We start from the raw sequence: 25,751 nt of genomic DNA on the forward strand, positions 1-25,751 counted from the left end.
TCCCGTATTTCGCAAAGGAATTCGAGCAAGTCGAAATCCCGCCAGGAAACGCGATCGCTGTTTTCCGGACTTTATGCGCGAGAAAAACCGCGAAATCGTTTCGGCATATCTACGATCGCAAGCTATGACCGACTTACCTCGGGACGACTCCGCCACCCGTGCACGCTGGCAGACCTGCCTCAGGCTCGCCCGCGAACTCCTCCTCGTCGGGCCGGACGGCACCGACCTCAAACTCGGCTACCTGCACACCCTGATAGACACGGGCCGCCTCGGCCCCACCCCGCACCCGCGCAAGAAGATCCTCGTCGTCGGCGCCGGCATCACCGGCCTCGTCGCCGGCCGGCTGCTCAAGGACGCCGGACACGACGTCACCATCCTGGAGGCCAACGCCGGCCGCGTCGGCGGACGCATCAAGACCTTCCGCGCCACCAAACACCACCAGCCCTTCGACGACCCCGCCCAGTACGCCGAGGCGGGCGCCATGCGGCTGCCCGACTTCCACCCGCTCGTCCTCGCCCTGGTCGACAAACTCGGGCTCGGCCGCCGCCAGTTCTACAACGTGGACGTGGCCCCCGGCACCGGCAGCGGCCCCGACGTCCCCGTGCCCCCGGTGACGTACACCTCCTTCACCGGCCGCACCTGGACCTACGGCGACGACAGCCCGGACTTCCGCGAACCCGACAAGCGCGGCAACTCCTGGATCCGCGCCAACCGCACCCAGGTGCGGCGCGCCGACTACGCCGCCGGTCCCGAGCGGATCAACGAGGGCTTCCACCTCACCGACGACGAGGTCCGCGCCCCCGTCGTGAAGATGGTCGACGACGCGCTGGAGAGCGTGCGCGACTACTACTCCGACGTCGTCGACGGCAAGCGCGTCAACAAGCCGTTCGAGGAGTGGGTCGAGGGCTGGGCGCGGGTGATCCGCGACTTCGACGGCTACTCGATGGGCGGCTTCCTGCGCGATCACGCCGGTCTCAGCGACGAGGCGATCGAGGCCGTCGGAACGCTGGAGAACATGTCCTCGCGGCTGCATCTGTCGTTCTTCCACAGCTTCCTGAGCCGCAGCGACATCAATCCCGGCGTCCGCTACTGGGAGATACCCGGCGGCAGTTGGCGCCTGCCGCACGCCCTCCACCAGGGCCTGCGCGACGAGGTGCGGCTCGGCCACCGCATGATCCGCCTCGAGTACCACGACCCCAGCCGCGACACCGACCCGGAGGGCACCGGCGCCGTGGGGCCCGACGGGTGGGGCGTGGCCGTGCAGACCGTCGCCGAGAACGATCCACAGGCCCCGCCGCGCCTGTGGACGGCCGACCTGGCGATCGTCACCATCCCGTTCTCCGCCCTGCGCTTCGTGGAGATCGTCCCGTCGATGTCGTACAAGAAGCGCCGCGCGATCATCGAGACCCACTACGACCAGGCCACCAAGGTGCTGCTGGAGTTCAGCCACCGGTGGTGGGAGTTCACCGAGGCCGACTGGCGCGACGAACTCGACCGCGTCGCACCCGGCCTGTACGAGTACTACCGGCTGGGCGCCCAGGTGGACGCCGAACCCGCCCTCACGTTCGACGGGTCGGGCACCGACCTGCTGGCGGCCGCCGTCAAGGACAGCAGCGTCACCGAGGAGATGCGTCAGCTCAACAGCACCCTGCCGCTGCGCGGCCCCGCGGTCCGCCCCGCCACCCACTGCTTCGGAGGGGGCTCGGCCACCGACAACCCCAACCGGTTCATGTACTACCCCTCGCACCGGGTCGAGGGCAGCACCGGCGGCGTCGTGCTCGCCTCGTACTGCTGGTCGGACGACGCCGCCCGCTGGGACTCCATGCGCCCCGCGGAACGCTACGTCTACGCCCTGCGCAACCTCCAGGCCCTGCACGGCCGCCGCATCGAGGTGTTCTTCACCGGACGCGGCGCCACTCAGAGCTGGGCCCGCGACCCGTACGCCTTCGGCGAGGCCGCCATCTACACCGCGCACCAGATGACCAGCTTCCACCTGGACGTCTCCCGGCCCGAAGGCCCCGTGCACTTCGCCGGGGAGCACACCTCCCTCAAGCACGCCTGGATCGAGGGCGCCCTGGAGAGCGCCGTGCGTGCCGCCCTCGCCGTCCACCAGGCCCCGCCGGTCACCACCCCGGGCGCGGACCGGGAGGGGGACCGCTCATGACCGCGATGGACCACGAGTGCACAGTCGCCCGCTACCTCGCCCTGCGTCTGGCCGAGCTGGGCATCACGCACCTGTTCGGCGTCCCCGGCAACCACCTCGGCCCGTTCCTGACCACCCTGCGGGCCGAGGGCGACATCGAGTGGGTCGGAACCCCCACGGAGGGCGGCGCGGGCCAGGCCGCCGACGCCTACGCCCGTATCCACGGCATCGGAGCGGCCGCCGTCACTTACAGCGTTGGCGCGTTCAACCTGCTCAACGCCTGCGGCGGCGCCTACGTCGAACAGGTCCCGCTGGTCGCCGTCAACGCCTCCCCGCCCTACGAGCAGTGGCAGAACTACCGTGCCGTCGGCCTGCTCACCTCGCACATGAGCCCCCGCCCGGAGAGCAACCTGGACGTCTACCGGCAGGTCACCGTGGACGCCCAGGCCATCTCCAACCCGGGCCTCGCCCCCGGCCAGATCGACGCCGCGCTCACCGCGTGCCTCTCCGAGCGCCGGCCGGTCTACCTGGAGGTCATGGAGGACCTCTGGGACGAGCCCTGCCCCGAGCCCCATGCGCCGATCGTCCCCCGGGAGCGGCCGTTCAGCGCGCGCAACCAGACCATGCTGGACAAGGCCGTGCAGGCGGTCCTCACCCTGGTCGAGGAGCACCCCGGCCCGGACGGCAGGCCCCGCCCCGTCGTCTGGGCCGGCGAGGAGATCGACCGGTTCCGCCTCGGCGGGCAGCTCGTCGACCTGGTGGAGGCGACGGGCGTGCCGTTCTGCACGACCGTCGGCGCCAAAGCCGTCGTCGACGAGGACCTGCCGCAGTTCCACGGCGTCTACAACGGCGGCGCCAGCCACCCGGACGTGCACGCCGTGTTCAAGGACTGGGCCACCTGCCGCATCGGGCTCGGCGCCTGGTCCACGTCCAAGAACCTGGGCGGGGAGCAGAGCGTCGGCGACGACTGGGTGATGGCCGCGCACGGCGGCATCAGCGTCGGCACCTCCTACTTCCCCGACGTCCAGCTCACACAGTTGCTGCCCGCCCTCCAGGACGCGCTGGTGAAGGCGTACGGCTCAGGGGGCCTGACCGCCGACTACTACGCCGAGTCCTACGCCCACCACGGACCGCGCGAGAACCGCCCGGCGGGTCTGGAACACCACCGGGCCTCACTGCGCAGCAGCCGCTCGCCCCACCGGCGCGCCGAACGCCTCACCTACGACGCCGTGTTCGACCGGATCAACCACTTCCTGAACCACGAGACGCGGGAGGACTGGACGGTCGTCTCCGACGCCGCGTTCTCCCTCATCGGCTCGATGAACCTGTCCCTGCCGGCGGGCGGGTTCCTGTCACAGGTCAGCTGGCTGTCCATCGGCTGGTCGGTCGGCGCGGCCACCGGCGCCGCGCTCGCCCCCGAGCGCGGCGCCGTCCGCCCGATGGTGTTCGTCGGCGACGGCGCCTTCCAGGAGACCTGCCAGGAACTCTCCACGCACACCAGGCACGGCCTGCGGTCGGTGGTGTTCGTCATGGACAACGGCCACTTCTACGGCGTCGAGCAGATGCTGGTGCATCCGGCGTACTACGCGGACCACGACGCGGCCGACCCCGACTTCTACAACGTCCTCCACCCCTGGCACTACGACCGCCTCGCGGACGTCTTCGCCGGGAAGCACACCCCGGCGAACGGCGTCACCGTCGCGCACACCGCGGAACTCGACGACCTCCTGGACCGCCTCACCGACCCGGCCGACCCGCTGAACGCCGGACCGCTTTTGGTCCGCGTCCGTCTGCACCGCCACGACTACCCGCGGGCGATGGCGTACAAGGTGCCCAAGAAGAAGGAGCAGCAGCATGGCTGATCTCAACGTACTGATCGCGTTCGACGCGGCCACGATCGTCGAACGGAACCCCAGCGCGTCCCGGAACCCCGACGCGCCGACGTGGGTCGACCACAACCTGATCTACATGACGACCCGCCTCGACCACATAGTCGGCACGTCGGGCGCCGAACTGAACCTCCGGGCCGAACCCGGCGACAGCATCAGGTGGCGCGAGACGACCCTCTCGCTCGGCAGCGACTACAAGGCACTGCTGTACCGGTACGTCAGCAACGACCCCCAGCACCAGTTGATCAGGACACCGGAGATCGAGGTGGTCGACGGCATCTATCCCCTGCCGAAGGAGGGATCCGAGGGCAGGCCGAACTTCGACACGCAGCGGTACCAGGACCACTACTGGCGCACGACCGTCAAGAAGGCCGGCCAGGTCACCTACCACTTCTCCTTCCAGATCCTGGACCGCCACCGCCAGTTGAAGGGCTACTTCCAGTGGGATCCCTTCATCACCATCGAGGATTCCTGAGCAGAGGTGGTCTGAGGGACCGTCGTCGGACGGACGTGCGACGATCCCCGGGTGAATGATCTACGCGTCCGCCCGGCCACCGAGGCCGACCTGGCCACCCTCGTCCGTCTCCGTGACGCCGCGGCCCGCTGGATGCTGGCCCGCGGTGTCACCGGGCAGTGGCGGCCGGGGGAGCTGGACGAGGAGCACTTCCGTCAGGTCATGGCGCGCGGCGAGGTCTGGCTCGCGGAGGCCGGCGGGCGTGTCCTCGGTGCCTGGGAGCTGTGGTGGCAGGACGAGGCCGCCTGGGGGCCGCAGCCGCCCGTGGCCGGGTACGTGCACCGGCTCATGGTGGACCGGAGCGCCGCCGCGCCCGGAACGGGGCGGCTGCTGCTGGAGGCCGCGGAGCGCCGGGTGGCCGAGGCCGGACGGATCCGGGTCCGCCTGGACTGCCTGGCGGGCAACGCGCAGCTCAACGCCTATTACCGGCAGGCCGGTTACCGCGTCGTGGGCCACAAGGAGGGCAAGCCGCAGCCGGGCGGGGCGCCCAAGTCCTTCACCCTGCTGGAGAAGGAGCTCTCCGGTCCCACAGCCCCGGGGACCTCGCTCCGCAGCGGTTAGGGTGAACCGTGTGGAGCTCCTGCACCTGCGCTATTTCGTCGCCGTCGCCCAAGAACTGAACTTCTCCACCGCGGCCCGCAAACTGCACATGGCGGCATCCCCTTTGAGCAGGCGGATCAAGGATCTCGAGAACGAGCTCGGACACCGGCTGTTCGACCGCGACACCCATCATGTGCGGCTCACCCCGGCCGGCAGCGCGCTGCTGCCGATCGCCCGCGGGGTCCTGGAGCAGGTCGACTCCATCCAGTGGCGGCTGGACGAGACGGCCCGGCCACGGCGGACCACCCTGCTGCTCGGTGTTCCGAGCGGTATCCATCCGGACCTGCGGGCACGGATGGACGCGCTCGCCGAGCGGGTCGGTGACCGGTTCGAGATCAAACGCTGGCCGGGCGGCACCGAGCGTCTGGTCGACGCCGTGTGCGACGGCAGACTGGCGCTGACCCTGGCCCGCCTCCCGGTCGGCGGCGACCCGGCCCTGGAACAGCTGCCGGTGATGTCGGAGCGGCTCGGCGCGGTCGTGCCCAGGGACCGGTTCGCCGGGCGGGAGTCGATCGCCCTGGCGGAACTGTCCGGACTGGCCTACGCGGGCTCGCCCACGGCCGTGACCAACGCGTATTTCCGCGGTCTCGACCAGCAGCTTGCCGAACTCGGCGTCAAGAAGCGTATCGAAATCGGCAGCGCGACATTCGACGGAGTTTCCGAGATAGTGTCCAGCGGCCTGGCGTTCTCCATTTCCATGCTGGATCCGCGAAGCCCCGTGCAGAATCACCGTCTCGACAATGTGACCGTCCTTCCCTTCTCGGATTTCCATCCCCGCCTGGAGACCGGACTGCTGTGGCGCAAGGACCGTGCGCACGGCGGTGACCTGGAGGAAGTCGTCGCCGCCGCCCGCGAGATCTTCGCCGAGCCGCTCCACACCTGATCCATCCAAGTATTCGGAAAGCTTTCACCAAAGGCGGTATGACCACTGCGGTCATACCGCCTTTCGTTCATCGGTCACTCCATTTGTTTCCGTTCCTCGCCTCCTCCTTGCTAACTTAGTTTCCAGATACACATACATGACGGAGCGAGGAGTTGAAGGAAAAGCGATGACGGACATCACGGACACCGCCACCGGCCCCCTGGAGGGCATCCGCGTGATCGACCTGTCCACCGTGGTGATGGGCCCCTACGCGGCACAGATCCTCGGCGACCTGGGCGCCGACGTGATCAAGATCGAGTCGCCCGCCGACACCGTGCGCGTGGGCCACTACCGCACCACGCCGGGCATGACCCCGCTGAACCTCAACGTCAACCGCAACAAGCGCAGCGTGGCCCTCAACCTCAAGGACGACACCGACCGGGAGCGGGCGCTGCGGCTGATCGACACCGCCGACGTGCTGATCACCAACATGCGGCCGGGCGCACTGCACCGCCTCGGCCTGTCCCACGACGACATCGCCGCCCGCAACCCGGGCCTCGTCTACGCGCACGCCCAGGGCTTCCGCAGCGACTCGGACCGGGCCGGCAACGCCGCCTACGACGAGACCGTGCAGGCCGCGTCCGGCCTGGTCGACATCGCCGACCGGGCGCTCGGCGAGCCCGTCTACCTGCCGACCATCATCGGCGACAAGGTCTCCTCCCTGACCATCGCCTACAGCGTGCTCGCCGCCCTGCTGCACCGGAACAGGACCGGGCAGGGCCAGCTCGTCGAGATCCCGATGACGGACACCCTCATCGCGTTCAACCTGGTCGAGCACCTGGCGGGACACACCCACGTGCCCGAGACGGGCCCCACCGGCTTCGCCCTGTCGATGCTGAAGGGTCACAAGGCGGTGCGCACCAAGGACGGCCTGGCCTGCGTCATGCCGTACAACCCGCGGAACTACCGGGACTTCTTCACCGCCGCCGGACGCCCGGACCTCGCGGAGGACCCGCGCGTCAACGGGGACGCCATCGACAGTGCCGACCACGAGGACCTGGCCGCGCTCCTGGAGACCTGCGCCCCGGCGCTGACCACCGAGGAGTGGGCGGAGGTGTGCGCCAAGCACAGCATCCCGATGGCTCCGGTGCTGGAACTGGACCGCGCCCACGAGGACCCCTACGTCCGCGACGGCCACCTGCTCGACACCGTCGAGCACCCGACCGAGGGCACGGTCCGCACCATCGGCATCCCGCTGCGCTTCTCCGCCACCCCCGGCTCGATCCGCCGTCTGGCACCGGTCGCCGGCCAGGACACCGAGAACGTCCTCGCCGAGCTCGACGCCGCCGCCCGCTGACCGTCTGACCGTCACAGGAGGACAACCATGAGCACCCCCACACCTCCCGCCGTACGCACCGAACGGATCGGCTCCGCCCTGCTGATCACCCTCGACCGCCCCGAGGCCCGCAACGCCGTGAACGCAGCGGTCGCCGCCGGCCTGACCGCCGCACTGGACGAACTGGAGGCCGACCCCGAGCTGCGGGCCGGTGTCCTGACCGGCGAGGGCGGCACGTTCAGCGCCGGCATGGACCTCAAGGCCGCGCTGCGCGGTGAGTCGCCCGAGGTCGAAGGCCGCGGCTTCGGCGGCCTGACCGAGGCCGAGCCGGCCAAGCCCCTCATCGCCGCCGTGGAGGGTTACGCCATGGGCGGCGGCTTCGAACTGGCCCTGGCCTGCGACCTGATCGTCGCGGCCGAGGACGCCCGGTTCGGGCTGCCCGAGGTCAAGCGCGGGCTGATCGCGGCGGGCGGCGGCGTGATCCGGCTGCCCAAGCGCATCCCGCACCACCTGGCCATGGAACTCCTGCTGACCGGCGAGCCCGTCGACGGCCGCCGCGCCGGCGAACTGGGTCTGGCCAACCGGGTCACCGCCACCGGCCAGGCCGTCGTCGAGGCGCTCCGGCTGGCCGAACGGCTCGCGGAGAACGCCCCGCTCGCACTCGCGGCCGTCAAGCGCGTCGTCCGCGCCGCCGACGGAGCGCCCGACGCCGACGCCTTCGCCTTCCAGCGCGGGGAGATGAAGACCCTGATGGCCTCGGCGGACGTACGCGAGGGCATGACCGCCTTCGCCGAGCGCCGCCCCGCGCGGTGGACGGGACGGTGAGCCGGCATGCAGGCCGAGGACGTACGACAGCACCTCACCACCCCGCTCACCAGCCCGGCGTACGCGCCGACGGTCCCGCGGTTCACCGACCGTGAGTACCTCAACGTCGTCTACCGCACCGATCCCGACGCGCTGCGGGCCGTCGTCCCCGAACCGCTGCGGATCGGTGAACCCCTGGTCCGGTTCGAGGTCATGAAGATGGGCGACGTCAGCGGATACGGCCCCTACACGGAGGCCGGCCAGGCGATCCCCGTGAGCTTCGAGGGCGAGCACGGCGAGTACCTGCACGCCATGTACCTCGACAACTTCCCGGCGACCGCCTCCGGCCGCGAGGTCTCCGCCTACCCGAAGGTCCTCGGCTCCCCGTCGCTCACCGTCGACTCCGGCGCGCTCGTCGGCACCCTCGACCACGGCAGCCTGCGGGTCGCCACCGCGACGATGGGCTACAAGCACCACGAGCTGGACCGGCGCGAGGCCGAGGCGCAGATCACCGTGCCGACGTTCATGCTCAAGACCGTCCCCGGCTACGACGGTTCGCCGCGGGTGCAGGAACTCGTCCGCACGCGCATCACCGACGTCACCGTCAAGGGGGCATGGACCGGCCCCGCCCGGCTCCAGCTCTTCCAGCACGTACTCGCCCCGCTGGCCGACCTGCCGGTGCTGGAGATCGTGTCGGCCAGCCACCTCCTCACCGACCTGACGCTGTCCGGCGCCGAGCCGGTCCACGACTACCTGAAGGGAGCCGCGTCATGACCCGGACCTTCCGTACGGCCGCGGTGATCGGCGCCGGGACCATCGGACTGTCCTGGACGGCCCTGTTCGCAGCGCACGGCTTGACGGTCCGGGTGAGCGACCCGCGACCGGACCTCGCCGAGGCCGTGGACGAGGCCCTGGCGCGGTCCGCCCCGCAGCTCGCCGCCCGCGGCCTGGACGTGTCGGACCTCGCCGGCCGGGTGCACCTCGCCGCCGACGTCACCGAGGCGGTCCGGGACGCGGACGTCGTACAGGAGAGCGGCCCCGAGCGCGTGGAGTTCAAGCAGGACCTGTTCGCCACCCTGGCCCGGGAGGCGCCCGGCCACGCGCTGCTGCTCAGCTCCTCGTCGGCCATCCCGTCGACCGAGTTCACCAAGGAGCTGGCGGACGACGACGCGGCCCGCGTCCTGATCGGCCACCCCTTCAACCCGCCGCACCTCCTGCCGCTCGTCGAGGTCGTGCCAGGCGAACGCACCGGCGAGGACGCCGTACGGGCCGCCGTCGACTTCTACACCTCGGTCGGCCGCACCCCGGTCGTCGAGCGCAAGGAGATCCCCGGCTTCGTCGGGAACCGGCTCCAGAACGCGCTCAGCCGCGAGGCCGTGTACCTCGTCGAGCAGGGCGTGGTGACGCCCGAGGAGCTCGACACGGTGATGACCAACTCGCTGGGGCTGCGCTGGGCCACGGTCGGGCCGTTCCTCGGCTCGCACCTGGGCGGCGGACCCGGCGGCTACCGGCACATGGCCGAGCACATCGGCGCCTCGATGAAGCGGATGTGGGCGGACCTCGGCACCCCGTCCCAGAACGACGCACAACAGGAACGGCTCATCGCGGCCGTGGAACAGGCCTACGGCTCCGCCACGTACCCGGACCTCACCGAGACGCGCGACCGCAGGCAACTCGCGGTCCTGTCCGCCCTGGACAGCACCGACAAGGAGGAGAACTGAGATGACCACCACGATGGAACCGCTCGAAGACCAGCTCGCCGCGGACTTCTACGCCTACGAGACGCTGCTGCCGGACGAGGAGCGCAAGATCCTCCTCAAGGCCCGCGCCCTCATGCGCGACGAGATCAAGCCGCTGGTCAACGCCAACTGGGCCAAGGGCGAGTTCCCCCGGGAACTCGTCGGCATCTTCCGCGACAGCGGCCTCGCCGGCCTGCCCTACGAGGGCTACGGCGAGCACCGGCCCGCCGTCAGCAACCTGCTCAGCGGCATGCTGGCGATGGAACTGAGCCGCACCGACGCCTCGGTGGCCACCTTCTTCGGCGTCCACAACGGCCTCGCGATGTACTCCGTGCACTCCGGCGGCGACCAGGAGCAGCGCGACCGCTGGCTCCCGGAGATGGCCGCGATGGACAAGATCGGCGCGTTCGCCATGACCGAGCCGCTCGGCGGCTCCGACGTCGCGGGCGGCATGCGCACCACGGCCGAGCGCGAGGGCGACACCTGGGTCCTGAACGGCGCCAAGAAGTGGATCGGCAACGCGACCTTCGCCGACTACGTCGTGGTGTGGGCGCGGGACGTCGACGACAACCACGTCAAGGGCTTCGTCGTCGAGAAGGGCACGCCTGGCTTCGACCCCGCGAAGATCGAGGGCAAGATCGCCTTCCGGATCGTCGAGAACGCCGAGATCACCCTCACCGACGTCCGGGTACCGGAGGCGAACCGCCTCCAGAACATCAACTCCTTCCGCGACGTCGCCGAGATCCTGCGCGCCACGCGCAGCGGGGTGGCCTGGCAGGCGCTGGGCGTCATGGCCGGCGCCTACGAACTGGCCCTCGACTACGCCCGGGAGCGCCGTCAGTTCGGCCGCCCGATCGGCGGTTTCCAGCTCGTGCAGGATCTGCTGGTCAAGAGCCTGGGCAACATCACCGCGTCGTGGGGCATGCTGGCGCAGCTCGCCCGCCTGCAGGACGCCGGTGTCTTCCGCGACGAACACTCCGCCCTGGCCAAGGCGTTCGTCACCGCGCGGATGCGGGAGGTCGTGGCCTGGAGCCGGGAGATCTTCGGCGGCAACGGAATCCTCCTGGACCACGACATCGCCAGGTTCTTCGCCGACGCCGAGGCGATCTACTCCTTCGAGGGCACCCGCGAGATGAACACCCTGATCGTCGGCAAGGCGATCACGGGCCGGAGCGCGTTCGTGTGACGCGGACCCGCCGGGTCCGGACGAAGCAACCCCAGGTCTTGGACCTGGGGTTTCGTCATGCTCTGCGGCGTCGTCCGACTGTCCGGTTCGAGTGTTTCACTGAACGGCTGTGAGTGGGACCCTGACGAGCACCCTCGGGAAAGGAAGCGCCGGCATGATCGAGTGGAGGCCGCTGGGCACCGGAGCCAGGCCCGTTCCGCGGCCCATGGCGACACCGCTGGTGTGGGCCGGGGCGTTCGGCGGCGCGCTGGTGCTGGTGGCACTCCTGAACACCGTGGTGGGGACCGACCGCCCCGGACTGGCCCTGCTCGCGCTGTCCCTGCTGGCCGCCGTGCTCGGCCTGTGCGCACGCTTCACGGCGGCCCCCGGAACGGCCGTCCTGTGCTGGCTGTTCCTCAACGGCTTCGCCATCCCGCCCGCGGGCATCCTCACCTGGGTCGGCCCCCGCGACACGACATGGCTGGCCTGCCTGCTCACCGCCACGCTCGTGGGCACGGCCCTGGCCCGCGTCGCCCACGCCCGCGCGGCCTACCGGCGCCTGGCACCCGGGCGGGGCGACGGACCGTACGGCTCCTGACCGTCCGTTCCGCCGCCCCGGGCCGACGGGCGGCCCGAACCACCCGCCGCCTGCTCCTCGTTACGGATCAGCGCGCCGGGCGCTGCCACCACGCGGCCGTCGCGTCGCGCAGGGTGTTGGTGCCGCAGTGCACCTCGCCCATGCCGAGGTGGTACGTGTACCAGTCGTCGATGTACGACACCTTCAGGCCGACCCGCTGGTAGGCGGCGGTGACGGCCTGCGTGAAGATGTCCTTGCCGCCGATGACGGGCCCCCACTGGCGCGGGGCGAGGTAGCGGTCGCGCGCGAGGAGCACGCCGTTGACCGCTCCGGGAACGTACGCGCTGGTCATCACCGTCGCCGCAGCCGCCGCACGCGAGCCGGCCGGGTTCTCGGCGAGCCACTTCTGCTGGCCGCGGTCCCCGAGGCTGTCCACGAGGTCGGAACCGGCGCCCATGCGCGTCAGACGCGGCACGGGAATCTCGTCGCCTTCGGCGGTCATGACCTCCGACTCGCGGGTGTACAGCGCGGGCACCCGCACGATCTCCCCGTCGGTGACGCCCGTCTCCCGCTTCAGGATCTCCAGGTTGGCCGCGATGCGCTGCGCGGCCATCTCGTTGTCGGCCACCAGGTGCTTGGAGGCGAGCGCCTGGTCGATGGTCTCCTTGGGCGCCGGGATGTCACTGCGGCCCGGGACGGAGAACATCTTCGTCTTGCCGTGGCCGTCGCGCTTGGCGTCGCGCAGCAGCTTCAGCCCCGCCTGCGGGTCGGCGAGGCCGAGGCGCCAGCCGCGCGGGGTGTCGGCGGGCAGGAACTGCACGAACTCGTCAACGTGCCCCACGCCCAGCCAGGAGGTGTCCAGCAGCAGCGGGTCCTGCAACCCCTGCGACTTGAGCATCGTCCGCATCACCTTGGACGGCCGCGCCCCGCTGTCCTTGCGCTCGCCCATGATGATCCGCCCGGCCGGGAAGGAGCGCCCGCCGTGCGCGTAGGGCGGGATGGTCTCCAGATTCCCCATGGAGTTGAGCGACCAGTCGTCGGGCTCGGCCCGGTCGGTCACCTGCACCACACCGACGTCCCGGCCGCGCACCTTCTCGAACAGCTCCCGGCCCGCATCCCGGTCCGGCTGGGCGGAACGCAGCATCACGCGCATCACGTGCCGCTGACCGCCCGGCCCGGTCATGCTGACGTAGGCCGGTTCGACGAAGTCCTGGGTCCAGGGGTCGGCGTACTTCTTGAACTTGACCAGCGGTGCGGTGACACCGGCCTTCTTGACTTCCTTGCCGAGTTCAGCGACGAACTTCTGCTGAAGACGGCTGTACGGGCCCTCGCCCTGGACCTCGGTCACCATCACCTGCTGGGTGTTCTGCAGATGATGGTGGGTCAGCAGCGGCGCGACGCGCAGGGTCACGGAGTCGGAGGTGGACTTCTGCCCGGACGTCACCGTCAGCCGGACCACCGCACGGCCGTCCCACTTCGCGCTGTCCCGGACGACATCGGTGCCCTCGACACCGAACTCCACGCCGGACCGCAACTCGGCGGCGGTCAGCCGGGTCTTGGACGTCACCGCTGTCCACTTGCCGGAACGCTTGAGGAAGACGCGGGCATGCTCGCCTCCCGTGGTGACCTTCAGCCTGCCCTGGGCTTCCTTGCCCAGCCCCGGCATGGGGACGGAACGGACCCGGGCGAGGTCGGCGGCGTCCGCGCTGCCGTTGACCTTCGTGTCGGAGCCGTCGTTGCACGCGGCCAGCTTGGCGTCGGACAGCGGCTTGCCGCCCGGCCCGCTCACCGGGCACCGCTTGCTGTCGTCGTCGAGGTTGGGCAGATAGACGGCTCCACGCCCGACGGACCAGCGGTCCTCACCGTCCTTGTCGCTGCCGCCCGTGACATCGACCCGTCCGTCGCGGTTCACATCCGCCCGCAGATCGGCGCGGCCACCCGTCTCGGCGGCCAAGGCGGAACCGGCCGGCCCCGCCAGCACGGATCCCGCGGCGGCGAGAGCCAGGACGACGGACCCGGCCGGGTACAGGCGCGAAGGTCTACGTGTACGTATCCGCGTACGTGAACGCACAGCATGTTCCTCTCGGTTGGGGGGTTCGCTGTGCAAGAGGAGGAACAGCGGCTGTGCGTTCACTGTGTGGCCGGAGTTACTCCACTGCCGGCCGGTTGGAGCCGGGGGCCGAGCGGAAGGTCCGGCGGTAGGTGTCCGGAGGCACGCCGACCGTGCGGTTGAAGTGCCGGCGCAGCGTCGTGGCGGTGCCCATGCCGGTGGCCGCCGCGATGGCGTCGACCACGTCGTCGGTGGTCTCCAGCAGCTCCTGGGCGCGGCGGATCCGTTGGGTCAGCAGCCATTGCAGCGGAGTGGTGCCGGTCACCGCCCTGAAGTGGCGGCCCAGATGGCGCGAGCTCATTCCCGCCCGGCGTGCCAGGTCCTCCACGGTGAGCGGCTGGTCGAGACGCTCGACCGCCCAGGGCAACAGCGCGGCGAGCGGGTGGTCGTCCCGGGTGGGCACGGGGGCGGCGACGAACTGGGCCTGGCCACCGGCCCGGTGCGGCGGCACGACCAGGCGGCGGGCCACGGCGTTGGCGACGGACGAACCGTGGTCGAGACGGACCAGGTGCAGACACAGGTCCATCGCGGCCGCCTTGCCGGCCGAGGTCAGCACGCTGCCGTTGTCCACGTAGAGCACGTCCGGATCGACCTCCACCCGCGGGTAGCGGGCGGCCAGCGCCCCCGTGTGGGCCCAGTGCGTGGTCGCGCACCTGCCGTCCAGCAGTCCGGCGGCGGCCAGCACGAACGCGCCCGTGCACAGGGAGGCCACCCGCGCCCCCGCCTCGTGGGCCGCACGCACGGCACCGACCAGCTCGGCCGGCGGCTCCACGTCGGTGTCCGCCCAGCCGGGCACGATCACGGTGTCCGCCTCCCGAAGCCCGTCGAGCCCCTGGTCGGACTCCAGCCGGAACCGCCCGACCCGCACGGAGTCCACCCCGCAGACCCGGACGTCGTACCAGGGCACGCCCACGCCCACCGGGGCCGACCCGAACACCTCATAGGCCAGGGACAGTTCGAAGTGCAGCATCCCGTCGGTGACGGCGAGCGCGACAGTGGTCATGTCCGGAACTGTACGGGGCATGTCGTTCCGGACACTCGCGGTGGACGGCTCAAGGTGGCCAGGATGTAGGTAACAGCTCGCGACGGACCGGATGACGAGCACTCGACGGGGGAGCACCCATGGGAACAGGAACAGGAACAGGAACAGGACCGGCAAAGCCGGCACGGACGGTGACGGTGTACGGCGCGTACGGCCACACGGGACGCTTCGTGGTGGCTGAACTGCGCGCTCGCGGGTTCGTCCCGATCCTCGCGGGCCGCGACGCGGACAAACTGAGCGCGCTGGCGGCATCCGCCCCGGGCCTGGAGGTCCGCCCGGCCTCGATCGACGACCCGGCGTCGCTCGACCGCGCCCTGGCAGGCGCGGCCGCCGTGATCAACTGCGCCGGGCCCTTCGCCCTGACCGCCGCGCCCGTGATCGAGGCGGCCCTGCGCGCCGGAATCCCGTACGTGGATGTGGCGGCCGAGATCGAGGCCAACGCCGACACGTTCACGCACTTCGCGGACCGAGCCCGGCAGGCGGGAGCGGTGATCGTCCCCGCGATGGCCTTCTACGGCGGCCTGGGCGACCTCCTGACCACGGCCGCGATGGGCGACTGGACGACGGCCGACGAAGCGACCATCGCGTACGGACTGAGCGGCTGGTACCCCACCCCCGGGACACGCACCGCTGGCACGGTCTCCCGCGAACGGCGGTCCGGCCGCCGAGTCCGCTACACGAACGGCCGGCTGGAGTACCACGACACCGAACCGACCCTCCTGAAGTGGCCCTTCCCCGATCCGATGGGCACCAAGGAGGTCATCGGCGACTTCACGATGGCCGACGTGGTCACCATCCCCAGCCACCTCGCCATCCCCGAGGTACGCACCCACATGACGACGGAAGCGGCAGGAGACCTCTCGTCCCCGGACACACCGGCCCCGACGCCGACGGACGAGACCGGCCGCTCCGACCAGACCTTCCTCGTCGAAGCCGTCGTCCGCTCCGGCGGTAACGAACGCCGCGCCGTGGCAACGGGCCAGGACATCTACGCCGTCACGGCACCGCTGGCGGTGGAGGCGGTCGACCGCATCCTCACGGGCCGCACGCACGCGGTAGGCGTAGCCTCCGCGGGCCAGATCTTCGACGCCGCGGACTTCCTCGGGGCGCTGGCGCCGCACATCACCTTCGAACTCGCCCTGGACGACGTCAACTGATGGATCCCGGGCGTACGATTCGGCCGTGATTGCCGCTTTGGCCGGTGGGTTATGAAGTACTCATGAGTCTGACTGGTCAGCTGGCGACGTTGCTCGGCGTGGCGTTGGGCGCGGTCTTGTCGATGGCGACAACCATGATCGTGGAGAAGGCCCGATGGCGCCGCGAGCAGTCCGTCCGGTGGGATGAGCGTCGTCTGAGCGCGTATGCCGAGTACGCCCATGCCGTGAAGGTAATCGCGCACCGCTACCGGCGGATCGCAGTCGCCAAGGGCATTGCTGCGAGCGGAGCCGCTCCGCTGGAGCCCACCGACGAGGTTCTCGCCGAAGTGGCGGAGGCCGAGGTCCAGCGCTCTGCACTCGCAGAGACGGTGTGGCTGCTGGGGGACGCAAAGACGAACACGGCCGCTGTCAGGCTGAACCACTGCCTGTGGCATCTGGAGTGGCTGGCCCGTGAGCTTCCGACAAGAGGACAGGGCGGCTGGGACCAGGCGTACGAGGATTTCCGGCAGGCCCGGCATCGTTTCCTGCAACTGGCTCGCGCCGGCCTCGGCGTGCGAGGGACGCGCATAGCGGAGTCAGTTCCCTGGCCGCCACCTTGGAAGGGCGACCTTTCCCAAGACCCCGTACCTTGACCTGCGGACAGGCAGAAGGCTTGCACACGACGGGCCTTCTCCCTGCCCTGGGTGTTGTCGGGCACCTTGGTGAGCTGGGTTTTGCTCGTCAGGAACGGTGGGCTCGTGCGCCTGGTGTTCGTCGTTGGCCGTCATTGGCCGCTGTGACTCTCTGGTGGGACCGCAGGGCGGTTCGCAGAGCTTCGAGCTCGGTTCGGGGAAACGGCCGGCCCCATTGGGACTCATAGGCCTCTTCGCCCTGCTCGTGATCGATCCGGTCGAAGGCCCGGACGGCGGATCGTGCGAGTGCCGTGATGGTGTGGCGGCCTGACCAGACAACTGCCCCCGTGCTGTCCGGGGCTTGGACGCCGTCAGCCAGGACCAGGCGGATATCGACCACAGATCCGTCCCCGCCGAAGAACCACCGGTACACCTGCGGCTCGGCCTCCAACTCGGCGCGTGTTTCCTCGTCACCGTGGATGAGCCGGGCAACGGCGTAGAGGAACTGCTCGGGTGCGTCAGTGAGGTAAGAAGCGACGGCCTCTGCCTCGCCATGATCATCAGCCACCTCGACGACGGCCCAGCCGTGACTGCCCAGCGTCCAGGTGATCGCCAGAGACGACATCTCGCCCTCCTCCGGGGTGACTCTCGGGGTGACTCTATGGTCCTGCTCAAGTGCCTCAGAGGTGCTGCTTGGCTGCTCTGACCAGTCGGCTGATGTCGTCACGGGTCCGTACCCTGGCATCGTCGTGTTCTGTTCTGCTGTCTGTCTTGGACAGCGCCGTAACGTCTGCGAGCACGTCTTCCGCGGCTTGGCTCAGCGTCTCGTCTTCGGTGAGCATCTGCACCCGAAACAATGCCTCTTGGGCGTTGGAGCGCAGGTCGTAGGCACGGATCCGCACCGTGTCGGGGTCCTCCGGTGGTGGCTGTTCGTGCTCGCAGAACCAGAGGTGAACCAGGCAACGGCGGTAGTTGACCAATGCGCCGGCGTAGGCGGAGTAGGCATCGAGTCGTTCTTGTCGCAGCTTCTCCTGACGGGTGAGCTGGTGGCTCCTGTCGACGCTGCGCTGCTGGAACGCCAGGGTGATCCCCGAACCAAGCAGCGTTCCCAGGACGGCTATGCCGCTGGCGATGATGGTCTCCACATCCCAAGCTGATCACGCATCGTTGTCCTGCCGCCGTGATTTTGGAGGCGTTCTGCCGACGGTGGGTGAAGGGCATGAAGAGTCAGCCCCCACTCGCCCATCGTGCAGCGCAGCCAGTCGCCGCACTGCTGTGCACTCCGCTCAAGGTCGCCCGGCTGATCACCGACTCCAAGGGCGCCGAGTGCCAGGCCTACCCCGATAGGGCGCAGGCCGGTTCTTAAGGAAATGGTCGAGCCGCAGGCGCTGTGTGGGGTGCATGGGTAGGGCGTCCAGGTCTGTGGGGTCGACGAATCGGACCTCGGTGGACTCGTCGGAGACGGTCAGTTCTCCTCCGACGATGCGGGCCCTGAAGCAGACGTTGAACTGGCGGCGTACCTCGCCGTCGGTGTAGGCGATCACGTGGCGAGGGTCGGTGTAGGTGCCGACGAGGCCTGTGATTTTGATGTCGTAGCCGGTTTCTTCCTTGACTTCCCGTACGGCGCAGCCGGGCAGGGAGTCGGCCATGTCCATGCCGCCGCCGGGCAGGGCCCACAGGCCGTTGTCCCGGCGGCGCTGGAGCAGGATGCGGCCCTGGTCGTCGGTGACCACCGCTGATGCGGCCACGACGAGGCTGTTGGGGGTTGGGGCCTCGGGGGCGTCGTAGTCCTCGGTACGGGCCACTGGGTTCCCTCCGTGGCCGAGCGGTTTCCTGGCGTCGAGGCTGTCCGCGTCACCACCCCGTCAACAGCAAATGGTTGAGCAGCAACGCCAGCACCACCTGCCCGATGAGCCAAGCACGCGGGTGGGGAAGCAACGCGCAGGACGGAAGGAGCCACAGTGCGAAGGGCAGCCAGATGCGTTCCGTTTCCGCCTTGCTCATGCCGGACAGGTCGGCGACCAGCAGGGCGAGGAGGGCGGCGGAGACGAGGAATGCGAGGCGGGGCTCGGCAGCCCCGTGGGGCGTATCGGCGCGGCGGGAGAGCAGCGCCGCGCCCGTCCGGCGCAGGCCCGCCGCCGTCGCCAGGCCTGTGATGAGTACGGTGCAGGCGAGGTTGGCCCAGACCCAGTAGCCGTAGGGGCGGATGCCGCCCGCGCCCTGGTGGTAGCGCGTCACCAGCAGACGGTACGCCTCCCACCAGTCGAACCCGGCGAGCGTGAACGCCGCCGGGACCACGGCCAGTCCGGCGAGCAGCGGCATCAGCAGGACGGGGCGTTCCCGGATCCCGTGCCGGCCGAGGAGCAGTACCGCCGCCGCGATCAGCGCGATGAGTGTGAGGCCGTAGGAGAGGTAGCAGGTCAGGCCGAACAGCAACCCCGACGCCCCGGCCCACGACAGCGAGCGTCTCGTGACCGCCAGTGCCAGCAGCGCCACCGCCCACCCCGCCACCGCCGCGAAGTAGGCGTCGGCCGAGGTGCCCATCCACACGGCGGCCGGGGCCAGGACGAGGAAGGGGGCCGCCCTGCGCGCGAGGGTCTCGTCGGCCAGGGCGCGGATCGTGACCAGCACGGCGACGCAGGCCGTCGCTCCGACGGTGATGCACCACATGCCCGCCCAGCCGCCGCCCCGCAGCCCGATCCGGTCGAGCAGGACGAAGGTGAGGGTGGCGGCGGGCGGGTGGCCGGCGATGTGGGCGGGCCAGTTGTCGGGGGAGTCGAGCAGGATGTGCTGGGTGAAGTCCCGTAGCGCTGCAGGGATGTCGTCGAAGCGGTCGATGACCTGGAGGTACTCGTAGCGGGTGGTGAGGCGGCGTGCGATGCCCCGGTCCCAGCCGTCGACCAGGGCCAGGGAGAAGATCCACGCCGTGGCCGCGGCCCAGGTCACAGGGAGCAGCGTCCGCCAGGGGAGTCGGGCCACGAGGGTGGGGCCGTACGCGACGGTGGCGATCGCCAGGAGTACGGCCGCCGGAGTGCCGGGGCCCAGGTGGGGGCCCCAGGACGCCAGCAGCGGGGGCCAGTCGACGAACAGGGTGCGGCTGGTGTCCTGGATGTGGCGGCCGACCAGGACGGCGGCCGTCACCAGCAGGGCGGCGGCCCCGACGGCGTACAGGTCACGGCGCAGGTCACGGCGGAGGGAGCGGGTCACAGCCGGAACGCTAGGCCGACAGGGCGGGCGCGGACCGCCGTCCGGGCCGGACGTCAGCGTTTCGTCATGGGTCGAGCACCCGTTTCCGGGGTGTTCCGGGCCTACGGTCGGGCCATGCGAGACGACCCACGGCTTCCCTCCTCGCCCGGCTTCTGGCGCAGCCCCCTGCGTGGCCCCCGGTTCACCTCGGTGCTGGGCCTCGTCCTGCTCGTCGGCATCACCGTGCTGTTCGTGACGGGGCTGGTCTCGTACGCCGCCTACAACCCGGACCTGTCGCCGGTGAACGACAAGACCCCGGACAAGGGGATCCTCGGCTTCTACCTCTTCGCCTGGCCGACGAACCCGCACTGGCTGTACCGGCTCAACCAGGGCGTCCACGTCACGCTGGGCATCACCCTGATCCCCGTCCTGCTCGCCAAGCTGTGGTCCGTGATTCCCAGGCTGTTCGCGCTGCCGCCGGCCCGCTCGCTCGCGCACGCCCTGGAGCGGATCTCGCTGCTGCTCCTGGTGGGCGGTGCGCTGTTCGAGTTCGTGACCGGTGTGCTCAACGTCCAGCTCGACTACGTCTTCCCCGGCTCTTTCTACCCGCTGCACTTCTACGGAGCGTGGGTGTTCTTCGCCGCCTTCGTCGCCCATGCGCTGCTGAAGATGCCCACGGCGCTGCGCAATCTGCGGCACCTGCGGGAGGAGAGGAACGACCTCGTGACTCCCCGTCCCGCCGCGCCGACCGTCTCCCGCCGGGGTGCGCTGTGGTTCGTCGGGGGCGGCTCGCTGCTGCTGTTCGCTACGACGGTGGGACAGAACTTCGACGGGCTCCTGCGGCGCACCGCCCTCCTGGCACCGCACGGCGGCGGCGATCCCGGCAGCGGCCCGAACGGCTTCCAGATCAACAAGACCGCCGCGTACGCCGGGATCGACACGGCCGAGACGGGCGAGGAGGCATGGCGGCTCGTCGTGACGGGCCCTGCGGGCACGGTCCGTCTCAGCCGGGACCAGCTCGCCGGATTCGTCCTGCACAGCTCGGCGTTGCCCATCGCCTGTGTGGAGGGCTGGTCGACGTCGGACCAGTGGTGGCGCGGGGTGCGGCTGCGCGATCTCGCGGCGCTCGTCGGCTACGACGCCGACGACCCGCCGGACGTGTTCGTCGAGTCCCTCCAGCGGCGCGGCGCCTTCCGGAGCGCGGCCCTGCGCGCGAACCAGGTGGCTGACCCGCGTTCCCTCCTCGCCCTGTACGTCAACGGCGAGGAACTGTCTCCCGACCACGGCTACCCGGCACGGATCATCGTGCCCGCGGCACCCGGTGTGCTGAACACCAAGTGGGTGGCCCGCATGACGTTCGGAGACCTGTGATGCGGCGACCTGTGATGCGGCGACCTGTGATGCGGCGACCTGTGATGCGCCGGCCGCGGATCCCCGTCGGGAGCCCCTTCCAGCTCCTCCTGCTCGCCTGCTCGTTCGCGCTCGCCGCCTACGCGGGCGTACGGCTGCTCGCCGGTGACTGGCTCGGTGTGGCGCTGTGGTTCGTGGGCGCGGCGCTGCTGCACGACCTGGTGCTGCTGCCGCTGTACGCGGCCCTGGACCGGGCGGTCGTCCGAGGGTTCGGCGCACGCCGGGAGTGGGTGTCGTACGTACGCGTACCGGCGGCCCTCTCCGGACTGCTGCTCCTGGTGTGGTTCCCGCTGATCAGCGGCATGGTGGAGCGGCGCTACCGGTCCGGAACCGGCCTGCCAGCGGACGTGTTCCTCGCCCGCTGGCTGCTGATCACCGCCGTCCTCTTCGGCGGCTCGGCGCTGCTGCTGGCGGTGCGTCTGCTGCGAGTGCGCAGGGCGGCGAAGCGGCGCCCGTCGGCCGTCCACTGACCGGCCCGCGGCCAGCCCCGGGCGTGCCGGAGCAGGGCGGGGGTGCCGAGCCGCGCCCAGGGGAACGAATCGTCGGCACCGCGTGCGTCCGTGAGGCCGACGACCCGCACCTGGGCGCGTTCGTCGATGTCCACCGGCGCGGTCTCGGCGATCAGCAGACCGCCGGGGCGCAGGAGTCCGGCCACCCGGTCCAGCAGGGCGCGCGGGTCGCCGCCGATGCCGATGTTGCCGTCCATGAGCAGGACGGTGTCCCAGCGGCCCTCGCCGGGCAGCGGCTCGAACACCGAGCGCCGCAGGGCCTGGCCTCCCATCCGTACGGTGTGGTCGACGGCGGCGGCGCTGACGTCGATGCCGAGGACGGCCCGGCCCCGGGCGGCGAGTTCCGCCACCAGCCGCCCGGGCCCGCACCCGACGTCCAGTACGGCCCCCTCACACCGGTCCAGCACATCCCGGTCCACCGCGTCGGCCCGGGCACACCACCGCTCCACCTCCAGCGGCAGCAGCCAGCCGTCGGCCCGCCGCAGGAACAGCGGCCCGTGACCGGCGCGCAGGGCAGCGGAGTAGGGGTCCGCGGTCGCCCAGGCGACGGCGGTGGCGGGCGGGGCGCTCATCGGGACACGGCCGGACGGGAGGCCGGTGTTATGTCAGGCAGGGGGTCGGGGTTCGGGCCGGACTGCCCACCACCCCACCCCCTCCCCGAACACCGGGCCAGCCGCGCCGCGAACCGCCCCTTCGGAGCCAGCGCGGCGACAGCGTGGGCGTCGGCCTCCGTGTCGACGTCGCGCAGGCGGGGCAGGTCGCGGACCCGCAGGCCCGCCGCGACGAGCCGGTCCCGCTGGACAGCCCCCGTCGAAGAGGTCGACATGGGCACGCCCCGCAGCAGGGTGGGGTCGGGGCGGGTCAGGCCGAGGGCCCAGAAGCCGCCGTCCTCCGCCGGGCCGAACCAGGCGTCGCAGCCGGTGAAGTCCACGGTGAGCAGCTCCGGCGTCACCTGCGGCGTGTCCATGCCGATGAGCAGGGCCGGGCCGGCACAGCGCGCGAAGGCGTTCGCCAGCCGCTCGTCGAGACCGCCCGCGCACTGCGGCACGACGTCGAAGCCGGGCGGCAGCCACGGGCCGGGCTCCCCGTCGAGGACGAGGACCCTGCGGTCGGCCGGGGTCGCCGCGACCGCGTCCAGGGTGTCGGCCAGGGACGCCTCCGCGAGGGACGCGGCCTCCCGGGGCGTGAACGGCGGGGTGAGCCGGGTCTTGACCCGGCCGGGGCGTGGTTCCTTGGCGATGACGAGGAGTGCGGTCACCGTGCTCCCCTTCCGACGGCCGGAGTCTCGCCGGGGGCTTCGCCCAGCACGCGGCTCATGTCCCGTACGGCCTGCCAGGTGCCGCGCCACGTGCCCGTCACCTTCGAAGCCCCGGTGCGCGGCAGATACGGCACGTCGTGCTCGGCGATCCGCCAGCCGGCGTCGGCCGCGCGCACCACCATCTGGAGCGGATAGCCGCTGCGCCGGTCGGTGAGACCGAGGGCGAGCAGCGGTTCGCGGCGGGCGGCGCGCAGGGGACCGAGGTCGTGCAGTCGCAGCCCGGTGCGGCGGCGCAGCATCCGTGCGAGCGTGAGGTTCCCGGCGCGGGCGTGCGCGGGCCACGCGCCCCGGCCCTGCGGACGCCGCCGGCCGAGGACCAGGTCGGCCTCGCCGTCGCGCACCTCGCGCACGAAGGGCACGAGGAGCGACGGATCGAGGGAGGCGTCGCAGTCGCAGAAGCACACCACGTCCGCGGTGGCCGCGGTCAGCCCGGCGTGGCAGGCCGCGCCGAAACCCCGGCGCGGCTCGTGCACGACGGTCGCGCCGCACGCGCGGGCGACCCGGTCGGAGCCGTCGGTGGAGCCGTTGTCGACGACGAGTGCGCGCCAGCCCGGCGGGATCCGTTCGAGCACCCAGGGCAGGGCCTCGGCCTCGTTCAGGCAGGGCAGCACCACGTCGACGTCGGAAGATGTCGTCGTCACGGTTTCACCCTACGAACACGAACCGGGCATACCGGACTTCGGCTCCTTACGAAACGCGGACGTCGGCGGCCGAGGAGGCCTCCGGACAGGCCGCCGCGGGTCGTCCGGTGCGAGGCTGGAGCCATGCAGCAGCCGCATCAGCACGAGCAGAGCCGCGGGGACATCCCCGACGGGCCCCCGCGGGTCCTGGTCGTCGACGACGACCCGACCGTGGCCGAGGTCGTCGCCGGGTACCTGGACCGCGCCGGTTATGTCGTCGACCGCGCCGACGATGGCCCGACCGCCCTCGCCCGTGCCGCCGCGCACTGGCCGGACCTGGTCGTCCTCGACCTGATGCTGCCCGGGATGGACGGGCTGGAGGTGTGCCGGCGGATGCGGGGACAGGGGCCGGTCCCGGTCATCATGCTCACCGCACGCGGCGACGAGGACGACCGCATCCTGGGCCTGGAGGTCGGCGCCGACGACTACGTCACCAAGCCCTTCAGCCCCCGCGAGCTGGTGCTGCGCGTGGAGTCGGTGCTGCGCCGCAGCAGGCCCGCCGTCCCCGGGCACCGGCTGGGAGCGGCCGGTCTGACCGTCGACCCGGAAGCACGCCGGGCCACCAAGGGCGGAACCGAACTCGCCCTCACCCTCCGCGAGTTCGACCTGCTCTCCTTCTTCCTGCGGCACCCGGGGCGGGCCTTCGGCCGCGAGGACCTGATGCGTGAGGTGTGGGGGTGGGACTTCGGCGACCTGTCGACCGTCACGGTCCACGTCCGCCGTCTGCGCGGCAAGGTCGAGGACGACCCGGCCCGGCCGCGCCTGATCCAGACCGTGTGGGGCGTGGGCTACCGCTTCGACCCCACAGGAACCACCGGAGAGGAGGCCGGATCGTGAACGACACCCTCCTCATCGCCGTCTACGCCTTCGCCGGTGCCGCGGCCACCGGCCTGGCCGGAGCCGGTGCGCTGCGTCTGATCCGGCGCCGTTCGCTCACCGCCTCGCTCGCCGTGGTGGCGACGGTCGGGGTCGTGGCGATGCTCGCGGGCACGCTCGCCGTCGCCTGGGCGATGTTCCTGTCGCCGCACGACCTGTCCGTCGTCACGACCGTCGTCGCCATGGCGGCCGTCGTCTCCCTGGCCACCGCGCTGCTGCTGGGCCGCTGGGTCGTCGCCCGCAGCCGCGAACTCGCCGTGGCCGCACGCTCGTTCGGCGACGGCGGGGACTTCGCCGCCCCCGTCGGCCCGACGACCGCCGAACTGGACCACCTGAGCCGTGAACTGGCCGCCACCAGCGCCAGACTCGCCGAATCCCGGGAGCGGGAACGCGCGCTGGAGACCTCCCGGCGTGAACTCGTCGCCTGGATCTCGCACGATCTGCGCACCCCGCTGGCCGGCCTGCGCGCCATGTCGGAGGCGCTGGAGGACGGCGTCGCCGCCGACCCCGGCCGCTATCTGAAGCAGATCCGCACCGAGGTCGAACGCCTCAACGACATGGTCGGCGACCTCTTCGAACTCTCCCGCATCCACGCCGGCGCGCTCGCCCTGGCCCCCAGCCGGATCTCCCTGTACGACCTGGTGGGCGACGCGCTGGCGGGAGCCGATCCGCTCGCCCGGGAACACGGCGTGCGGCTGGTGGGCGGCCGTATCGAGCCGGTGCCGGTGGAGGTGGACGGCAAGGAGATGAGCCGGGTGCTGGGCAACCTGCTGGTCAACGCCATCCGCCGGACCCCGGCCGACGGCACGGTCGCCGTCACCGCGGAGCGCTCCACCGAGGGCGTGGTGCTGTCGGTGACGGACGGCTGCGGCGGCATCCCCGACGAGGACCTGCCGCGCGTCTTCGACACCGGCTGGCGCGGCACGCACGCCCGGACGCCCCCCGCCGGCGCGGGCCTCGGCCTCGCCATCGTCCGGGGGATCGTGGAGGCGCACCAGGGCCGGGCCACCGTACGGAACATCCCCGGTGGCTGCCGTTTCGAGGTGGTGCTGCCCGCCGCCGCTTCGTAACACGGGCAGCACCACCGGTCTTGCGCGGGGCTCCCGGCCTTCGCGGGCCTGACCCCCGGTCTTCGCGGGCCGAACCCTCGGCCTTCCGCGGGCCGGGCCCCCGGGTCCCCCGCGGGCCGGGCCCCCGGGTCCCCCGCGGTCCCGACCTCCGGG

At 71.2% G+C, this 25,751-nt stretch carries 25 protein-coding genes; 16 read left to right on the plus strand and 9 right to left on the minus strand.

Going from position 1 to position 25,751, the window contains the following annotated elements; genetic code table 11:
* Positions 1-124 precede the first annotated feature (124 nt).
* The 11 genes from CP976_RS22985 (at position 125) to CP976_RS23035 (ending at position 11,650) form a co-directional block, all read left to right on the plus strand.
* A complete protein-coding gene (locus CP976_RS22985; protein ID WP_150482073.1) occupies positions 125-2,164 on the plus strand; it encodes a flavin monoamine oxidase family protein in 2,040 nt (679 codons plus the stop codon).
* On the plus strand, positions 2,161-4,005 hold the full coding sequence (locus tag CP976_RS22990; protein WP_150482074.1) for a thiamine pyrophosphate-binding protein: 1,845 nt from the start codon (positions 2,161-2,163) through the stop codon (positions 4,003-4,005). The genes CP976_RS22985 and CP976_RS22990 overlap by 4 nt, the downstream gene beginning before the upstream one ends.
* Positions 3,998-4,507, plus strand: a complete 510-nt coding sequence (locus CP976_RS22995; RefSeq protein ID WP_150482075.1) for an inclusion body family protein — start codon at positions 3,998-4,000, stop codon at positions 4,505-4,507. The genes CP976_RS22990 and CP976_RS22995 overlap by 8 nt, the downstream gene beginning before the upstream one ends.
* A gap of 51 nt (positions 4,508-4,558) precedes the next feature.
* The gene (locus CP976_RS23000) at positions 4,559-5,107 is read left to right on the plus strand and encodes a GNAT family N-acetyltransferase (RefSeq protein WP_150482076.1); all 549 of its coding nucleotides are present in this window, start codon (positions 4,559-4,561) and stop codon (positions 5,105-5,107) included.
* Positions 5,108-5,117: 10 nt separating this feature from the next.
* Positions 5,118-6,029, plus strand: a complete 912-nt coding sequence (locus CP976_RS23005; protein WP_150482077.1) for a LysR family transcriptional regulator — start codon at positions 5,118-5,120, stop codon at positions 6,027-6,029.
* Positions 6,030-6,195: 166 nt separating this feature from the next.
* Entirely contained in the window at positions 6,196-7,365 is a 1,170-nt protein-coding gene (locus CP976_RS23010) for a CaiB/BaiF CoA transferase family protein (RefSeq protein ID WP_150482078.1), read from the plus strand.
* 27 nt (positions 7,366-7,392) lie between these two features.
* On the plus strand, positions 7,393-8,169 hold the full coding sequence (locus CP976_RS23015; protein WP_150482079.1) for a crotonase/enoyl-CoA hydratase family protein: 777 nt from the start codon (positions 7,393-7,395) through the stop codon (positions 8,167-8,169).
* 6 nt (positions 8,170-8,175) lie between these two features.
* The gene (locus tag CP976_RS23020; protein ID WP_150482080.1) at positions 8,176-8,922 is read left to right on the plus strand and encodes an acetoacetate decarboxylase; all 747 of its coding nucleotides are present in this window, start codon (positions 8,176-8,178) and stop codon (positions 8,920-8,922) included.
* Positions 8,919-9,869 carry a 3-hydroxyacyl-CoA dehydrogenase NAD-binding domain-containing protein gene (locus CP976_RS23025; protein WP_150482081.1) on the plus strand — a complete coding sequence of 317 codons (951 nt, stop codon included), beginning with the start codon at positions 8,919-8,921 and terminating at the stop codon, positions 9,867-9,869. The genes CP976_RS23020 and CP976_RS23025 overlap by 4 nt, the downstream gene beginning before the upstream one ends.
* A 1-nt stretch (position 9,870) precedes the next feature.
* Positions 9,871-11,073 (plus strand): acyl-CoA dehydrogenase family protein, encoded by a 1,203-nt coding sequence (locus tag CP976_RS23030; protein ID WP_150482082.1) that lies wholly within the window; start codon positions 9,871-9,873, stop codon positions 11,071-11,073.
* Between the two features lie 154 nt (positions 11,074-11,227).
* Positions 11,228-11,650 (plus strand): hypothetical protein, encoded by a 423-nt coding sequence (locus CP976_RS23035; RefSeq protein ID WP_150482083.1) that lies wholly within the window; start codon positions 11,228-11,230, stop codon positions 11,648-11,650.
* A 67-nt stretch (positions 11,651-11,717) separates the two neighbouring features.
* Here CP976_RS23035 and CP976_RS23040 read toward each other — a convergent pair whose 3' ends face one another.
* Entirely contained in the window at positions 11,718-13,658 is a 1,941-nt protein-coding gene (locus tag CP976_RS23040; protein ID WP_373304863.1) for a protein-arginine deiminase domain-containing protein, read from the minus strand.
* Positions 13,659-13,776: 118 nt separating this feature from the next.
* Positions 13,777-14,742, minus strand: coding sequence for a helix-turn-helix domain-containing protein (locus tag CP976_RS23045; protein WP_150482084.1), 966 nt, complete (start codon positions 14,740-14,742; stop codon positions 13,777-13,779).
* Positions 14,743-14,861: 119 nt separating this feature from the next.
* On the opposite strand from CP976_RS23045, the gene CP976_RS23050 reads away from it, so the two are divergent.
* Together CP976_RS23050 and CP976_RS23055 are read left to right on the plus strand one after the other, a co-directional pair.
* Positions 14,862-15,938 carry a saccharopine dehydrogenase family protein gene (locus CP976_RS23050; protein ID WP_150482085.1) on the plus strand — a complete coding sequence of 359 codons (1,077 nt, stop codon included), beginning with the start codon at positions 14,862-14,864 and terminating at the stop codon, positions 15,936-15,938.
* Between the two features lie 62 nt (positions 15,939-16,000).
* Positions 16,001-16,570 (plus strand): hypothetical protein, encoded by a 570-nt coding sequence (locus CP976_RS23055; protein WP_150482086.1) that lies wholly within the window; start codon positions 16,001-16,003, stop codon positions 16,568-16,570.
* 88 nt (positions 16,571-16,658) lie between these two features.
* Here CP976_RS23055 and CP976_RS23060 read toward each other — a convergent pair whose 3' ends face one another.
* The 4 genes from CP976_RS23060 to CP976_RS23075 form a co-directional block, all read right to left on the minus strand.
* Positions 16,659-17,174, minus strand: coding sequence for a hypothetical protein (locus CP976_RS23060; RefSeq protein WP_150482087.1), 516 nt, complete (start codon positions 17,172-17,174; stop codon positions 16,659-16,661).
* 55 nt (positions 17,175-17,229) lie between these two features.
* Entirely contained in the window at positions 17,230-17,694 is a 465-nt protein-coding gene (locus CP976_RS23065; protein ID WP_150482088.1) for a hypothetical protein, read from the minus strand.
* 159 nt (positions 17,695-17,853) lie between these two features.
* A complete protein-coding gene (locus CP976_RS23070; protein ID WP_150482089.1) occupies positions 17,854-18,354 on the minus strand; it encodes an NUDIX hydrolase in 501 nt (166 codons plus the stop codon).
* Between the two features lie 49 nt (positions 18,355-18,403).
* Positions 18,404-19,756, minus strand: coding sequence for a hypothetical protein (locus tag CP976_RS23075; protein WP_150482090.1), 1,353 nt, complete (start codon positions 19,754-19,756; stop codon positions 18,404-18,406).
* Positions 19,757-19,870: 114 nt separating this feature from the next.
* Here CP976_RS23075 and CP976_RS23080 point away from each other — a divergent pair, with 114 nt between their 5' ends.
* Positions 19,871-21,106 carry a molybdopterin-dependent oxidoreductase gene (locus CP976_RS23080; RefSeq protein WP_150482091.1) on the plus strand — a complete coding sequence of 412 codons (1,236 nt, stop codon included), beginning with the start codon at positions 19,871-19,873 and terminating at the stop codon, positions 21,104-21,106.
* A gap of 355 nt (positions 21,107-21,461) precedes the next feature.
* Here the strand turns inward: CP976_RS23080 and CP976_RS44500 are convergent, their stop codons facing one another.
* Genes CP976_RS44500 through CP976_RS23100 form a run of 3 tightly spaced genes read right to left on the minus strand, consistent with a single transcriptional unit; the run spans position 21,462 to position 23,613 of the window.
* Positions 21,462-22,226: a class I SAM-dependent methyltransferase gene (locus tag CP976_RS44500; protein WP_150482092.1), complete on the minus strand. Its 765-nt coding sequence runs from the start codon at positions 22,224-22,226 to the stop codon at positions 21,462-21,464.
* Positions 22,223-22,912 (minus strand): TIGR04282 family arsenosugar biosynthesis glycosyltransferase, encoded by a 690-nt coding sequence (locus CP976_RS23095; protein WP_229875424.1) that lies wholly within the window; start codon positions 22,910-22,912, stop codon positions 22,223-22,225. Before CP976_RS23095 ends, CP976_RS44500 begins: the two co-directional genes overlap by 4 nt.
* Complete coding sequence (locus CP976_RS23100; RefSeq protein WP_150482093.1) at positions 22,909-23,613, minus strand: glycosyltransferase family 2 protein; 705 nt, start codon at positions 23,611-23,613, stop codon at positions 22,909-22,911. Before CP976_RS23100 ends, CP976_RS23095 begins: the two co-directional genes overlap by 4 nt.
* 123 nt (positions 23,614-23,736) lie before the next feature.
* Between CP976_RS23100 and CP976_RS23105 the strand changes: the two genes are divergently transcribed.
* Both CP976_RS23105 and CP976_RS23110 read left to right on the plus strand, forming a co-directional pair.
* Positions 23,737-24,489 carry a response regulator transcription factor gene (locus CP976_RS23105; protein ID WP_150482094.1) on the plus strand — a complete coding sequence of 251 codons (753 nt, stop codon included), beginning with the start codon at positions 23,737-23,739 and terminating at the stop codon, positions 24,487-24,489.
* Entirely contained in the window at positions 24,486-25,598 is a 1,113-nt protein-coding gene (locus CP976_RS23110) for a sensor histidine kinase (RefSeq protein ID WP_150482095.1), read from the plus strand. Before CP976_RS23105 ends, CP976_RS23110 begins: the two co-directional genes overlap by 4 nt.
* The last annotated feature ends 153 nt before the right edge of the window (positions 25,599-25,751 follow it).

It is taken from the genome of Streptomyces coeruleorubidus, assembly GCF_008705135.1.
Lineage (GTDB): Bacteria > Actinomycetota > Actinomycetes > Streptomycetales > Streptomycetaceae > Streptomyces > Streptomyces coeruleofuscus.